At 56.2% G+C, this 13,775-nt stretch carries 13 protein-coding genes; 9 read left to right on the top strand and 4 right to left on the bottom strand.

Going from position 1 to position 13,775, the window contains the following annotated elements:
• Positions 1 to 50 precede the first annotated feature (50 nt).
• Positions 51 to 1,097, bottom strand: coding sequence for a helix-turn-helix transcriptional regulator (locus DES53_RS19930; RefSeq protein WP_113960060.1), 1,047 nt, complete (start codon positions 1,095 to 1,097; stop codon positions 51 to 53).
• A gap of 367 nt (positions 1,098 to 1,464) precedes the next feature.
• On the opposite strand from DES53_RS19930, the gene DES53_RS19920 reads away from it, so the two are divergent.
• The 4 genes from DES53_RS19920 to DES53_RS19910 all read left to right on the top strand — a co-directional run bounded on the left by DES53_RS19920 (position 1,465) and on the right by DES53_RS19910 (position 3,860).
• On the top strand, positions 1,465 to 1,656 hold the full coding sequence (locus tag DES53_RS19920; protein WP_113960059.1) for a DUF3606 domain-containing protein: 192 nt from the start codon (positions 1,465 to 1,467) through the stop codon (positions 1,654 to 1,656).
• 198 nt (positions 1,657 to 1,854) lie between these two features.
• Complete coding sequence (locus tag DES53_RS19915; RefSeq protein ID WP_113960058.1) at positions 1,855 to 2,250, top strand: hypothetical protein; 396 nt, start codon at positions 1,855 to 1,857, stop codon at positions 2,248 to 2,250.
• A 58-nt stretch (positions 2,251 to 2,308) separates the two neighbouring features.
• A complete protein-coding gene (locus DES53_RS33095; protein ID WP_170157245.1) occupies positions 2,309 to 3,265 on the top strand; it encodes a hypothetical protein in 957 nt (318 codons plus the stop codon).
• A gap of 25 nt (positions 3,266 to 3,290) precedes the next feature.
• Complete coding sequence (locus DES53_RS19910) at positions 3,291 to 3,860, top strand: GIY-YIG nuclease family protein (RefSeq protein WP_170157244.1); 570 nt, start codon at positions 3,291 to 3,293, stop codon at positions 3,858 to 3,860.
• 174 nt (positions 3,861 to 4,034) lie between these two features.
• Here the strand turns inward: DES53_RS19910 and DES53_RS19905 are convergent, their stop codons facing one another.
• On the bottom strand, positions 4,035 to 5,273 hold the full coding sequence (locus DES53_RS19905; RefSeq protein WP_113960056.1) for a tyrosine-type recombinase/integrase: 1,239 nt from the start codon (positions 5,271 to 5,273) through the stop codon (positions 4,035 to 4,037).
• 519 nt (positions 5,274 to 5,792) lie between these two features.
• Between DES53_RS19905 and DES53_RS19900 the strand changes: the two genes are divergently transcribed.
• From DES53_RS19900 to DES53_RS19880, 5 genes are all read left to right on the top strand, one after another.
• A complete protein-coding gene (locus DES53_RS19900; RefSeq protein ID WP_113960055.1) occupies positions 5,793 to 6,713 on the top strand; it encodes a family 2A encapsulin nanocompartment shell protein in 921 nt (306 codons plus the stop codon).
• On the top strand, positions 6,697 to 8,349 hold the full coding sequence (locus DES53_RS19895; protein ID WP_211325621.1) for a cysteine desulfurase: 1,653 nt from the start codon (positions 6,697 to 6,699) through the stop codon (positions 8,347 to 8,349). The genes DES53_RS19900 and DES53_RS19895 overlap by 17 nt, the downstream gene beginning before the upstream one ends.
• 93 nt (positions 8,350 to 8,442) lie before the next feature.
• Positions 8,443 to 9,003 (top strand): rhodanese-like domain-containing protein, encoded by a 561-nt coding sequence (locus DES53_RS19890; protein ID WP_113960053.1) that lies wholly within the window; start codon positions 8,443 to 8,445, stop codon positions 9,001 to 9,003.
• A gap of 106 nt (positions 9,004 to 9,109) precedes the next feature.
• The gene (locus tag DES53_RS19885) at positions 9,110 to 10,042 is read left to right on the top strand and encodes a serine O-acetyltransferase (RefSeq protein WP_245958209.1); all 933 of its coding nucleotides are present in this window, start codon (positions 9,110 to 9,112) and stop codon (positions 10,040 to 10,042) included.
• Between the two features lie 22 nt (positions 10,043 to 10,064).
• Positions 10,065 to 11,063: a cysteine synthase A gene (locus tag DES53_RS19880; protein WP_113960052.1), complete on the top strand. Its 999-nt coding sequence runs from the start codon at positions 10,065 to 10,067 to the stop codon at positions 11,061 to 11,063.
• 88 nt (positions 11,064 to 11,151) lie between these two features.
• Here the strand turns inward: DES53_RS19880 and DES53_RS19875 are convergent, their stop codons facing one another.
• Together DES53_RS19875 and DES53_RS19870 are read right to left on the bottom strand one after the other, a co-directional pair.
• Positions 11,152 to 12,195 (bottom strand): sulfate ABC transporter substrate-binding protein, encoded by a 1,044-nt coding sequence (locus DES53_RS19875; protein WP_113960051.1) that lies wholly within the window; start codon positions 12,193 to 12,195, stop codon positions 11,152 to 11,154.
• Between the two features lie 123 nt (positions 12,196 to 12,318).
• Positions 12,319 to 13,752, bottom strand: coding sequence for a sulfatase-like hydrolase/transferase (locus tag DES53_RS19870; protein WP_113960050.1), 1,434 nt, complete (start codon positions 13,750 to 13,752; stop codon positions 12,319 to 12,321).
• Positions 13,753 to 13,775: the final 23 nt, after the last annotated feature.

Raw genomic sequence — 13,775 nt, 5'->3', positions numbered from 1 at the left:
TGCAGAGACTGTCGCCGATGGAAAGGGAGAAGGCGGCGTAGCAGCATTGGCTAGTCCTTTCCGTAAGACCTCACCATGGCATTCAGTTCACGAGTGACATTGTCCTTCAATTCCTTGGGACCAAGAACCACTGCCTTGCTTCCCCAACTCAGCACCCATCGAGTGATTTCTTCTAGACCTGGGAGCCTTACCTTGAACTCAATTGCTCCGTCTTTTCCGCTCTTAGAAATTGATTGTGATGGATGCCAAACCCGCTCGCCGACAATTCGTGCTGCATAATCGTAAAACCGGATTGTCACATCGTAGGTCTTCGCCTTCTCGTGAGCATCATAGCTCCATACACCAAACCCGCGATTCAGATGCTCAGTCGCCTTGAAGTTCGGGTCCCGCACGAACGCGTCCTCAAGAACCTGCACATCGGAGATCCTTTGAAGAGCGAATGTTCTCATTGCATTTCTCGCGTTGTCCCATGCAAGCAGATACCACCCATGGTCGATTTGGCCAAGATGGTATGGGTTCACTTTCCGAAGCTCTTTACCCTTGCCCTTAAGCCCCTCATATCGGAAGCTCACCACTTTGCATTCACCAACGGCTGTGAGAAGTTGATTAAATAAGGTGACATCTGCAGTTAGTACGCCTGCGGCTTTGACAGAAAAGGCTTCGTCCAGGTCTTGCCATTGAAATGAAACAATTCCAGGACAGGCATCCGCAATCTTTCTAAAGCTCTCCGTTAGCATGCCTTCGAGAACAGTGCCTCGCAGAGGTTCAAGGGCGTGACGAGCTAAGAATAGGGCTACGAGATCGTCTTTGGACAACTGTAGGATGGGAAAATCATGCACAGGCTTAGTGTACCGATACCCGTGTCTAACTTCGTCATACTCCAGGGGAAGCCCCCACTGATCACGCATGAAACTGATGTCGCGCTGTATCGACTTTTCACTGACTTCAATCTCTGCAGCAAGGCTCGCACAATTTGGGTAATTACCTGCAACGATGCACTTGTGAATCTCCATAATGCGTAAGAAGGCCGGCCTGCTAGCCCCCCGGCGTGGAGAGTTCTTCGGCATCTGCCACTGCTGACTTGCACGCTTGGTCATTATGGAAATAATAGCAAAACTTTTTTCCACGTCACCCAGTATTTGTCCCACCCCCTGTGCGAAGATGTAGGCGCAAAGCTGAGAACCCTACATACCCAAAGCACAATGGACAGATACTACGTCAACGATACCGCCCAGAACAATGGGGACCACGAAGTACACAAGGAGAACTGCAACTGGCTGAGACTAGCCATCCGCAAGACGGACCTGGGCTATCACACCCAGTGCTCATCCGCGGTTCAGGCAGCCCGACAGCACCACCGGCAGGTCAACGGATGTGTTTACTGCTCGCCTCAGTGTCACACCTCCTAAGCATTGGAAGCCATTTCACGAAGACACTCAGTTCAACAAACCAAAAGAGACTACCATGAGCGATGACCTTACGAAACGCCGTCCACAAGACGCCAGCAAGATTAGCCTCACTGAGGACTATGAAGTGAGAGACTGGAGCAAGCGACTGGGATGTACACCGACCGAGCTCCGTGATGCGGTGAGAGCCGTTGGCAGTGGCGCCGACAAAGTGCGTGAGCATCTCGATAAGCAGAAGCGACACCAATAGTCAGGGTGGATGGAGTAATACTTAACCATCTACCCTTTGCCGTTGTCAATACCACAAGCTGGTTCCTCCTGCTTGCACATCATCGCTGTGTTCAACCTAGTTCTCAATGAACAATTCAAATCCTCCACCACCACCACCTCCCCCGCCACCTCCAACAAATAACCCTGGTACACGTACCCCACCCATTCCTCCTACTCGATGACCGGCAAGGAACTTTGGGCTCAATACCAAGTGTACACCCGTGATCTAACCGAACACGGGCGTACTCTGGGGTTCGCAGGCGTCGGCATCTGCTGGCTCTTTAAGGACGGTGAGTTCACATTCCCACTCCTGGTCTACGTGTCATTGTCTGCCTTTGTCTCTTACTTCATCTGCGATATCCTTCAGCCACTTCTCGGCGCACTGAGTCTCAAACGGTTCACTGAGAAAGAAGAAGAAAGGCTGAAGACGACGACCAACACCATCGAAGGAGAAATTGAGAAGCCCAGGAGTGTTGATCGTCCTGCCTACACTTGTTTTCTGTTGAAGACAGCTTTTCTCGTCACTGGATTTCTCATTGTAGGAGCAGAACTCGCGAGGCGCCTGTGGACATGAAGCCGCCACTGAGCAAAACGAACCCCAGCCCTTCTCCTTAAGCAAGTAAGCAACTCACGTGGAATCAAAGGAACTCGAATCCATTCTTGCCAAGGCACCCTTCGGTTCTGAGCGTCCTATTCTGTCTGCACATGAAGCTGCCATTCGTGCCCAGTTGGTCTGCGAAGACATGATGGCCATCGGATTTGACCTTCGGCTCCACGCGGCTCCTTTTTACAAGAAGCTTTGGATTCCATACTACGAACTTCCAACGAGTGACTTTGGAGTCGAGTCCGGAGAAGAAGGGGTAGCCGACGCTCTAACAGCTCACGGAATCGGACTAAACTGGGGAGACTTGGTCAGGCTCTCAAAAGCTTGCAAGATTGGCGCCATGCTACTTCCGGGAAAATGGCCCAGAAAGTTTAGAGACGAACTATTAGGCAGCCAGCACAACGCCTGCATTCAGCAAATGCTCTGGCTCTCGAGGTTCAAGCAACCCCAAGACGTCGAGATTGAACCAAGACCCTTCCCCGGCTGCAAAAAGAGACCCGATTGGAGGTTCAGATCGAGTGCGCAAGTAATCAACCTCGAAGTAAAATACCGATCTGGTGACTGGATTCGAAGAGTAGACGGCTCCAAATACTCACCAGCCCGAGCAGGGCCCTTCGATGACATCGCGCCGAAGTTTCCACTGCGCCATGAAGGCGAGCTAAATCTCGTGGGTCTCACCGTTCTCGCTCCTATCGATACAGCACTCGTACGCGAAGCAGACGCATTCTTAGAGCGCACACCGACCATAGACGCAGTCTTCTTGTGGAGCGAACACCATGGGGAGGAACCGGAATCTGTAATGCGCCCTGCGGGCAATGGATTCCCAAAGCTGTTCTACAATGACGGCGATGAAGAAGACCGTTGTCACATCGGCATTATCCGCCATGTGTGGCGAAAGTCGGAAGAGCGACGGAACTTCAAGATGTCGGACATGCCTGAATTCATCGACAAAATCTCGGCTGAAGATCAGAACAAGCCGGGGTAGAGTAGTTCAAACACTCCCTCAACAAATGCTCTACTTCATCCAATCCGGCAGCAAGATTAAGATTGGTTACTCTGCAAACCCTCTCTCTCGCTTCAGGACTATCTACACCGCGAGTCCAGAGCCCTGCGGATTGGTTCTGACCATCCACTTACCGAACGAAGCCAAAGCTGAAAAGGCACTGCACCATCATTTCCGGGCGCACAGGACCAACGGAGAGTGGTTTGAAATCAACGTTTACACGGCATTCCGAGCCCTCATCGAACTTAAGCTAATTCCTGAACACGAGGCACCAACGCTGGAAATGCCAACAGTCTCTCTTCCACCAATGCACCCTGGTTTTGAAAAGTGGTTCCTCGCGACTCAAACAGAGTATTGGTCCGAGAAAGACATCGTGTCAGCGAAGGCAGACCTCGGACCTTACTGGCAACAACATCATGGAAGATTCACGGAACTCCTCGACGAGTATCAGGACATCGACAAGATGATTCACATGGAGCAGCCTCTTACAGACGAGGAAGCAAGAGCGTTTATGGAATCAATGCGAAAGGCTTTGCTTGAGAAGGAACATGCAGAATCGAACGGAACGATGCCATAGTCGCGTTTCACTCCCTCGCTTTCCCATTTCCCACCACGACTTCTCAAATCGCGTCCGTCCCGTCCGAACTCTCCTTCCCCATCCCAGGCACAAGGTCTACCGCGGCCCTGAGTGATTGAAGCTCTGCATGGGAGTAGCCGGCGTTGGTCTCTGCATCAGCGTGGCCAACGAAACTCAAACGGGTTGGATCGTAATTTCCGGAAGCTTGCCAATAGCCAACCGAAGGGTTTCCAACTCCGTATGCGTGTAAATGGAATTGACTTTCGCATCAAGATGCCCCGTGAGTTTCATGCGGATTTCTTGCGCTACTCCGGCGTTCGCGAGGGCTGAATTGAAACTGTGGCGCAGGCTGTGAAAGGTCAGAGTGTTGCGTGTGCGCCCAGATTTGCCCGCGGCCTCATACGACTTGCCTTGAATACCAGCCTTTTTAAGAAGCGCAGAGAACTGTCGACTCAGACCATTTCTTCCCCCTGCTGTCTTTCCAGTCAATGTCACGAAGACAGGCCCCTTACCATCCCGGGGAACCAAAGGCTCGAAGTGTGCTTTAAGCGACTCATGTAATGGCAGTTCTACCGACTGACCGGTTTTCCCTGCTGTAAAAATCAGTCGGCGACCGGTAAAGTCGAAGCTGCTCCATTGTAGGTTTGTGACATCGCCAAGTCGAGCACCAGTCAGATAGCCAACAAGAATGGCGCCCTTCCAATCTCCTTCGGCCGCTGTGAGAAGGGCTCGTACGGCAGGTAAGTCAAAGGTTGACTTAACGATGCGCTTTTCAGGAAGACTGTCCATGGCATCGGCTGGATTTGCCTTTATCAACCCGAGGGGAACCGCACGCTTGAGCACGCTTCGAACGGTTTTGACAGCCAAGTTAACGCTGGACGCCGATTTTCCGGCTGCGATCTCAGCGTCCCTGAATGCCTCGATATCCCCAACTGTCAGGCTTTCCAGGGGCTGCCTCTTCCGTCGCTCTGGCAGTGATGCAAGAAACCCGTCAACGATTCCCTGATACCTCAAGTAGGTGCCTCTAGAGCGGCTTTTGTCCTTCCCGGCTAGCCACGTGGAAAACCACTTTTCAACGGTGTAAACGACCAGAGGCTCGCCAATGCTGATTTCCGTCAATTTGCTGAGGAACGCCTGGGCGCTTTGTTGATTCAGGAGCCCCCTGGCAGCTTGCTTTCCAGCAGACTGCAAAAGATGCATCACCTCAAGCGCGCTCTCTTCCGTGAACGTTGACTTCTTTTTCTCTTCGCGTTCGATGCGTTTGGCCTCCACCATTGCCTCATCGGGCCGTTCTTTGCCGGTGCTTCTTTTGAATTGCTTCCAAATCGTCGCTCCATCCGGCTTTTTCCCGACAGGAAGCCGGAAGTGAGCAAAGTAAAAGGGGTACCCATCGGGTCTGTGCACCGAAGCCATGGCGAGATCAGGTAACACATGAGGTAACACCTGTCAACGTGCAGCAATGTTCCAAGATGTCGTAAATCACTGGAAACGAGTACTATTTCGCCCGCCGACGCTGTCCAAACCCCGCGAAATCGTGTCGCTGGTTCGATTCCGGCTCGAGCCACCTCTCTTCTCCTTCGAGAAGAGACCGTGGAAAAGCTGCCAAAGATGCAGTTCCACACCCATGGAAGCCACACCTCACTGGTGAAAAATCCGCCATTTCCGGTTGTTTTTCTGTGAGACAGGGCAATTTACAGGGACTTCACACCTAGAGGGCGACGATCTCATTTGAGCTTGTGTGAAGAATCAACGGCCTGCGCCACGATTCGAATTGAGCGGCGGACCACCACCCACCTTGTGCTGACCTACGGCAGCGCTTGGCCGCGGCTCATCCCACACGGTCTGGCAGATTTCCCATCTGGCAGACTCCTCTCCTGCTGATGGCCGCCCGCCGGCTGCCGTGTTGTTGGCACAGCAACACACAGCCAACTCATGAGCGATCCCAATCATTTCAGTCTCACCGCCGCCGCGGCACGCAACCTCGCCACCGCCACCGTCACCGTCCCCCAGTGGGATGAAATCACCCCGCGCTGGCTGCTCAAGCTGCTGCCCTGGATTGATATTGATGGCGGAGTGTACCGCGTGAACCAGGTTCAGAAAACCGACCGGGCCACCGTGGAATTGCTCACTGTGGAAGGCGGAGAGCCCAAGCTGCCCTCCACATTCGTGGACTACGATGAAAACCCGCGCGAGTACCACCTGAGCACCATCCAGACAATTCTGAACACCCACACCCGAGTGACCGATCTCTACAGCAATGAGATCGATCAGCTTCGCCAGCAAGTGCGCCTGGTGGTGGAAGCGGTGAAGGAACGCGAAGAATGGGAGCTGCTGAACAATCCCAACTTCGGCCTGCTCAGGGAAGTGGTGGACAGCCAGCGCATCAATACCCTGAGTGGACCTCCCACACCGGACGACCTTGATGAATTGCTCCGCCTCGTGTGGAAGAAGCCTGCCTTCTTCCTCGCGCATCCCAAGGCCATCGCGGCCTTTGGTCGTGAGGCCACCCGTCGTGGCGTGCCACCACCCACGGTGAATATCCTTGGCTCGCCCTTCATCACCTGGCGCGGCATTCCTTTGGTGCCCAGTGACAAACTTCCGCTCGAGGACGACAAGACCACCATCATCCTGCTGCGCCTTGGAGAAGCCGAACAAGGGGTGGTCGCATTGCAGAAAACCGGAGTCACTGGCGAGGTCGAGCCCGGTCTCTCAGTCCGCTACATGGGAACCAACGAACACTCCGTGGCCTCCCACCTGGTGACCCGCTATTTCTCCGCGGCCGTGCTCACGCATGATGCCATCGCGCGACTGGATAACGTTTTCGTGGGCAACTACTATGACTACTCCGCCTGAGCCATCCTTCGGCGGGGTGGACACCTCGCTCATCCATCGGCTGTTGGGTGAATTCTACCGGGGGAATAGCCAACATCCCACGGCTCCGGGCACGCCTTCGATAGCCACACTCGCTCCGCGACAACCTGATGTGGCGCCACCTGTGCATCCCACCTTGGATTCTCTTCATCCGAATGTGGATACCCAACCGGTCAAAAGCGCATCTTCCGCAGATGACGGCGAGTACGCCTTCGGCAATCCTCATGTGCTCTTCGGTGCAGAAGGACATGCCGTGAGCGTGCTCGGTGCGCCTGAAAAACAATCGTCATCACTCCCCGTGAGTGAGCGCTACTACTTCCTGCCACGGGAAGCGGCGCAAGTACAGGAGCTCTCAAGCAGCTTGGGCTCATCAAGACCGTCGGCTTCAGGCATACCGTCTGCCCGTGCGTTCGATGTCCATTCCGTTCGCAGCGATTTTCCTGCATTGCATCAACAGGTGAATGGGCGTCCACTCATCTGGCTGGACAACGCCGCTACCACACACAAGCCGAAGGCAGTGATCGATGCGACATCATCCTTCTACAGCCGGGACAACTCCAACATCCATCGCGCCGCACACGCTCTGGCAGCGCGTTCCACGGATCTCTTCGAAAACGCTCGCGAGAGCGTGCGCAAGTTCCTCGGGGCATCCAGCGCGAAGGAGATCGTCTTCGTCCGTGGTACGACAGAGGCCATCAACCTCGTGGCGCAGAGCTACGGCAGGAAAAACATTGGCGCTGGTGATGAAATCCTCATCACGCACATGGAGCACCATGCGAACATCGTACCCTGGCAGCTTCTCGCGGAGCAGACAGGCGCCACCATCCGCGTGGCTCCCATCAATGATCGTGGCGAGTTGATCCTCGATCAATTTGCCACCCTGCTCAATGGCCGCACGAAGCTCGTCGCCATCACGCATGTCTCCAATGCCCTCGGAACGGTGAATCCCGTGGAGCAGGTCATCGCGCTCGCGCATGCCTTCGGCGTGCCAGTGCTGGTGGATGGCGCCCAATCCACCCCGCACATGCCGGTGAATGTACAGGCACTGGATGCGGACTTCTACACGCTGTCAGGTCACAAAATCTTCGGACCCACGGGCATCGGAGTGCTCTACGGCAAAAGCTCGCTCCTGAGCGGAATGCCTCCGTGGCAGGGCGGTGGACATATGATCAAGGACGTGACCTTTGCGAAGACGGTCTACAACGAACCTCCGGAAAAGTTCGAGGCCGGCACGCCGGACATTGCCGGTGTGGTGGGTCTGGGTGCAGCGGTGGAATACCTCATGTCCATCGGCATGCCCGCCATCGCCGCGTATGAACATGCGTTGCTGGAATACGCCACCGAGTCGCTTGCCACCATTCCCGGAATCCGGCCCATCGGTACAGCCGCCAACAAAGCCAGCGTGCTTTCCTTTGTAATCCCCGGCATCCCCAATGTCGACATCGCAAGGCACCTGGACAAGCACGGCATCGCGGTGCGCGCGGGACATCACTGCGCCCAGCCCGCGCAGCGCAAGTTCGGCGTCGAGGGCAGCGTGCGCCCCTCGCTGGCCTTCTACAACACTCGCGACGAAGTGGATACCCTCGTAGATGTCCTGAAGCGCCTGCCCCGGAACTGAACCTCAAATAACCATGATCTCAGCTGGAGCGTAGAATACCAGAGGCCCTTCTTCAATTTCTTCCAATCTTCCACTCCTCTGCGAGGTTTCCCCATGAAGACCATTTCCCCCAACGAACTCAGCCAGCGCCTCGCCGCAGAACCCGGCAGCGTGGTCATTGATGTGCGCACCCCTGTGGAATATGCCGAAGTGCATGTACCCCAGGCTCGCCTCGAACCGCTGGATAAACTCGCCCCCTCTTCACTGGCCAGTTCCGGCACCGCCAGCAAGGACAAGCCCGTGTACATCCTCTGCCGCAGTGGCCAGCGAGCCGCGAAAGCTGCGGAAAAGCTCGCCGCGGAAGGTTTTGCCCAACCCATCGTGGTGGAAGGCGGCACTCTCGCGTGGATCTCCGCCGGACTGCCGGTGAATCGTGGGCAGGTGAAAGTCATCAGCCTCGAGCGCCAGGTGCGCATCGTGGCAGGGTCGTTGGTCTTCATCGGCGTGCTGCTCGGGTGGTTTGTGCATCCGGCTTTTGTGTGGCTCTCGGGCTTCGTCGGCGCCGGTCTTGTATTCGCGGGCATCACGGACTTCTGTGGCATGGGCCTGCTCCTTGCCAAAGCGCCGTGGAATCAGCGTGCGCCCTCGAGCAACCGTGGTCAATCAGCCAGTTAACCGATACTGGCCCCCTCCCCCCTCAAAGCTTGTGCATGCCTCCACACTTGTGAGTGCGTCTCCCAAACAAACGGAACGAATCAGTGGCCGCAGTCTTGAAGAAGATGTGGCCGCTCCCTGGGAAGCCCTCCCCTATGGACAATACGTTCCGGCACTGCTCGACTCCTATGAGAATGTCGGCGGTCTGAACAATAGCGATTCCCACAACATGCCCTCCAAGGGCGCCGTGGGCCAGATCTGCGAGGAACTTCTGCAGATCCTCTTCCCCGGCTTCCACGATGAGGATGCGCTGCACCACGGGTTGCTGGTAGAAGTGACCAGCCAGCGCTTCTCGCGTGTGATGCTGCGGCTTGAGGACCAGGTGCGCAAGGCGGTGCGCATTGGTGACCCCAAAAAGCCCACTGGCAAAACCCCTCCCATCCTCCGCAAGTTCTGCCAGACGCTTCCAGGGGTTCGTGAGTTGCTGCTCACAGATGTGGAGTGCGCCTATGATGGCGATCCCTCCGCGGTCAGCCGCGAAGAAATCATTCTCTCGTATCCCTGCATCGAAGCCATCGCAATCCAGCGTTGCGCGCACCTGCTGCACAAGGCGGGCGCCCCTGTCATTCCTCGCATGATGACGGAGTGGGCTCACTCTCGTACGGGAATCGACATCCATCCCGGTGCCAGCATCGGGACACACTTCTTCATCGATCACGGCACGGGCGTGGTGATTGGCGAGACCTGCCGCATTGGCAACAACGTGAAGATCTATCATGGCGTGACCCTCGGTGCTCGCAGCATCGCCAAGACAGAAACAGGCCAGGCCATCAAGGGACAGAAGCGCCATCCGAACGTGGAGGATAGTGTCACCATCTATCCGAACTCAACCATCCTGGGTGGAGAGACCGTGCTCGGCGCAAACTCCACCATCGGGGCCAATGTCTTCCTCATGCACAGTGTGCCACCCAACTCACTCGTCATTTACGAGGAGAAAAATCTCACTATCCTCGACAAGACCCAAAAGCGCGTAAAGGCCGCCCCGGAATTCTCCATTTGAAGCATCCCACCTCAAGACCTGCATGCCCACCTATCGCGGAGTCGACGGCCACATTGGAAACACACCCCTCATCCGCCTGAACAAGCTATCCGAACTGACGGGCTGTGAGATTCTCGGCAAGGCGGAATACATGAATCCCGGTGGTTCCGTGAAAGACCGCGCAGCGTGGGGCATCATCACCGATGCCGAGGAAAAGGGACTGCTGAAGCCAGGCCAGACCATCGTGGAAGGCACTGCGGGGAATACCGGGATCGGCCTCACCGTCATCGGCGCGGCACGAGGACACAAGAGTGTCATCGTCATTCCCGAGACCCAGGCACCGGAGAAGATACTGCTACTGCGCACGCTCGGTGCTGAAGTACGGCCCGTGCCCGCAAAGCCCTACAAGGACCCGGGAAATTACAATCACATTGCACGCCGGCTCGCGGAAGAAAACGACTGGTTCTGGGCCAACCAGTTCGACAATACGGCGAATCGCCAAGCTCACTACGTGACCACAGGTCCGGAGATTTGGCAGCAGACAGAAGGCACCGTCGATGCCTTCGTTGCTTCCGTAGGCACGGGCGGAACCTTGGCGGGCACGACGCAATATCTGAAGGAGAAGAAACCTGGAGTGCTCTCCGTATGCGCGGACCCTTATGGTGCGGCCATGTGGTCCTGGTTCACCCAAGGCAATACAGACACCGACGACGGTGACTCCATCGCCGAAGGCATCGGACAAGGCCGGGTGACCAAGAACGTGGAAGCGGCTGCAGTTGATGCTGCGTATCGCATCGATGACCAGACTGCCCTGACCATCGTGAACCAGCTCCTGCGTGAGGAAGGCATCTTCGTGGGTCTCTCCTCTGGCATCAATGTGGGTGGCGCGGTGCGGCTTGCGAAAGAGCGCGGCCCCGGTCAGACGATTGTCACCATCCTCTGCGACTCTGGACACAAGTACCAGTCCAAACTCTTCAATCACGCCTGGCTGGCGGAGAATGGCCTGGATCCCAATCGCGCGATCGAATCCATCCTCGCGTAAACTGTGGCACCAGAAAAAATTGGGAGGCCTGCCACTACCAGCAGTGACAGACCTCCCTACGCCGCACTCATTCACTCACACACTACTGCTATTTGCGCTGGTAAATCTGGTCGAAGACACCGCCGTCTTTGAAGTGCACCTTCAGGGCATTGGCCCAACCGCCGGCGATTTCATCAATCGTCACGAGTTTCACTTCGGGGAAACGGTCTCCGTGTTTCTTGAGAATGTCAGCATTGCGAGGGCGGTAGTAATGCTTCGCTGCCAGCTCCTGTCCCTCATCGCTGTAGAGATAGGAGAGGTACTCCTTGGCCAGATCCTCGTTGCCATTCTTCTTCGCCACTGTCTCCACCACAGCCACAGGTGCGTCCGCCAGGATGCTGAGTGAGGGCACCACAATATCGAACTTGTCCGCCCCGAGTTCCTTGAGCGTGAGATGCACCTCGTTTTCGAAGGTGAGCAACACATCGCCGATGCCATTCTGTGCGAAGGTGGTGGTAGCACCACGGCCACCGGTATCCAGCACGGGCACGTTCTTGAAGAGCTTGCCAACGAACTCTTTGGCCTTGTCTTCATTCCCACCATCCGACTTCAATGCATAGGCCCATGCGCCAATGTAGCTGTAGCGTCCATTGCCGGACGTCTTCGGATTCGGGATGATGACTTGCACTCCATCCTTCACCAGGTCACTCCAGTCCTTGATGCCTTTGGGGTTCCCTTTCCGCACTAGGAACAGAATCGTGGAGGTGTAGGGCGCGGCGTTGTTGGGATACTTTGCAGTCCAGTCTTTCGCCACCAGCCCACTGGGCACAAGGATATCAATATCCGTACTTTGATTGAAGGTGACCACATCAGCACTCAATCCATCAAGCACCGCACGGGCTTGCTTCGAGGAGCCGCCATGGGATTGGTCCACGAGGACATCGTTGCCAGTCTTGATCTTCCAATGCTTCGCGAAGGCGTCGTTGTAGTCCTTGTAGAACTCGCGTGTCACATCATAGGACACGTTGAGCAGCTTCTGCTCAGCCGCATGCAGTGGCAGTGGAACAAGGAGGGATGAAACCGCTGCGCCCAGCAGCCAGCGGCGTGTGCGGTGCTGCCGCCCGCGCAAGTGAGAAAGAGTGAGTGTGATCATGAAAACTACCGGAGGGAGATGGCGGACCTGTCCACGTGTGTGGTACTCCCGCCATGGATTCTGATTGCCCTCCGGTAGTCCGGTCGGTTCGCTTGAGATGATTGCGGATGAATCGAAGAAGGTCTAGTTCGACTGCGCTTGGGTCTGGGCCGCCGGGCGCTTCTTGCCGCCGCCAGCACCTTGCTTCTTGCCCGCGTTCCCGGGAATCCACTTGGGTGCCACCAGTTCCGAGTTCCACCTCTCCCAAGCTGCAGCGAGCTCCTTCAGTTTTTCAGGTTCGCTGGCTGCGAGATTGTTCGTTTCGCCGATGTCCTTTTCCAGGTTGTAAAGTTCCGCCCCTTCGACGGATGCAGCACCACGGCGTTCCAGTGGCTGGGATTCGGGATTGGTTCCTTTCACCAGCTTCCATGCCCCCTTGCGAATGGCAATCTGCGGGCCGAAGCGCCAGTAGAGCGCCTCGTGTGGAGCTTCTTTCTTTTCACCCGTGATGTAAGGAAGAAGGTTCACGCCATCGAGCTTCCACTCGGGCTTGGCTTCGACCCCAGCAGCCGCGAGAGCCGTTGGCAGGATGTCGAGCTGGATGACCGGACGATCGTCCACCTGTCCTGCGGGAATGCGCCCCTTCCACTGCGCCAGCCAGGCAACGCGAATGCCTCCCTCCCAAGTCTGTGCCTTGAAGCCGCGCAGCGGTCCATTCTGCGAGGTGGTCTGACGGGTGGGCCCACCATTGTCAGCGAAGAAGAAGATCAGCGTGTTTTCCTCCTGCCCATTGGCCCGGATCTTTTCCAGCACAGTGCCGATGGCATCATCCATCGCGGAAAGCTGCGCGGCGAAGGTGCGGCGCTTCTGATCTTCGATGTTCGCGAAACGGGCCAGATACTTCTCCGTGGCTTGCAGCGGACCATGCACCGCGTTGAAGGGAAGGTACACGAACCAGGGCTTCTTCTTGTTCTTGTCGATGAACGACACTGCCTCCTTCGCGAACGACTCGGTGGTGTACTCTACTGAATCCACCTGTTCCGTGCCCTTGAGAATGGGATTCTTCCCATCAGCTTTCGCATCCAGATAGTCGTGCGCGCCACCAAGGAACCCGTAGAACTCATCGAATCCGCGCTTCAGCGGATGGAACTGCGGCTCATAACCAAGGTGGGATTTGCCAAACCAGCCCGTGGTATAGCCAGCCTCCTTGAAGCGGTCACCGATGGTCTTCTCCTCCACAGGAAGGCCCACCGCCTGGCCTGCTGTCTGTGCAGGACCGGGATTGAATTCATGGCCGAAGCGCTGCTGATACCGACCGGTGAAAAGTCCAGCCCTTGTAGGGCTGCAATACGGACCACTCACATAGCCACTCGTAAACCGGACACCGCTCTTGCCGATGCTATCGATGTGCGGTGTGGGGATTTGTGGATTGCCCTGGATGCTGGTCTCCCCGTAGCCGAGATCATCAGCGAGGATAACGAGAACATTGGGCTTCTTGGATTCTGCAGAAGCCGTGGCAGGCAACAGCAAGCCTGCTGTAGCAGCCGCAAAGGCGGCGATGAGGAATGTGGATTTCATGGGGAAGGGTGAAGTGGACTGGA

Source organism: Roseimicrobium gellanilyticum, assembly GCF_003315205.1.
GTDB classification, from domain to species: domain Bacteria; phylum Verrucomicrobiota; class Verrucomicrobiia; order Verrucomicrobiales; family Verrucomicrobiaceae; genus Roseimicrobium; species Roseimicrobium gellanilyticum.
The sequence above is the reverse complement of the archived record's forward strand: the minus strand, read 5'-3'. Positions and strand labels throughout refer to the sequence as shown.

What these genes read in the sequence shown, in the direction of transcription:
- DES53_RS19930 (WP_113960060.1), bottom strand. Translation starts at nt 1,097, where the DNA reads ATGACCAAGCGTGCAAGTCAGCAGTGGCAGATGCCGAAGAACTCTCCA.
- DES53_RS19895 (WP_211325621.1), top strand. Translation starts at nt 6,697, where the DNA reads ATGACTACTCCGCCTGAGCCATCCTTCGGCGGGGTGGACACCTCGCTC.
- DES53_RS19910 (WP_170157244.1), top strand. Translation starts at nt 3,291, where the DNA reads ATGCTCTACTTCATCCAATCCGGCAGCAAGATTAAGATTGGTTACTCT.
- DES53_RS19900 (WP_113960055.1), top strand. Translation starts at nt 5,793, where the DNA reads ATGAGCGATCCCAATCATTTCAGTCTCACCGCCGCCGCGGCACGCAAC.
- DES53_RS19875 (WP_113960051.1), bottom strand. Translation starts at nt 12,195, where the DNA reads ATGATCACACTCACTCTTTCTCACTTGCGCGGGCGGCAGCACCGCACA.
- DES53_RS19920 (WP_113960059.1), top strand. Translation starts at nt 1,465, where the DNA reads ATGAGCGATGACCTTACGAAACGCCGTCCACAAGACGCCAGCAAGATT.
- DES53_RS19870 (WP_113960050.1), bottom strand. Translation starts at nt 13,752, where the DNA reads ATGAAATCCACATTCCTCATCGCCGCCTTTGCGGCTGCTACAGCAGGC.
- DES53_RS19890 (WP_113960053.1), top strand. Translation starts at nt 8,443, where the DNA reads ATGAAGACCATTTCCCCCAACGAACTCAGCCAGCGCCTCGCCGCAGAA.
- DES53_RS19915 (WP_113960058.1), top strand. Translation starts at nt 1,855, where the DNA reads ATGACCGGCAAGGAACTTTGGGCTCAATACCAAGTGTACACCCGTGAT.
- DES53_RS19905 (WP_113960056.1), bottom strand. Translation starts at nt 5,273, where the DNA reads ATGGCTTCGGTGCACAGACCCGATGGGTACCCCTTTTACTTTGCTCAC.
- DES53_RS19880 (WP_113960052.1), top strand. Translation starts at nt 10,065, where the DNA reads ATGCCCACCTATCGCGGAGTCGACGGCCACATTGGAAACACACCCCTC.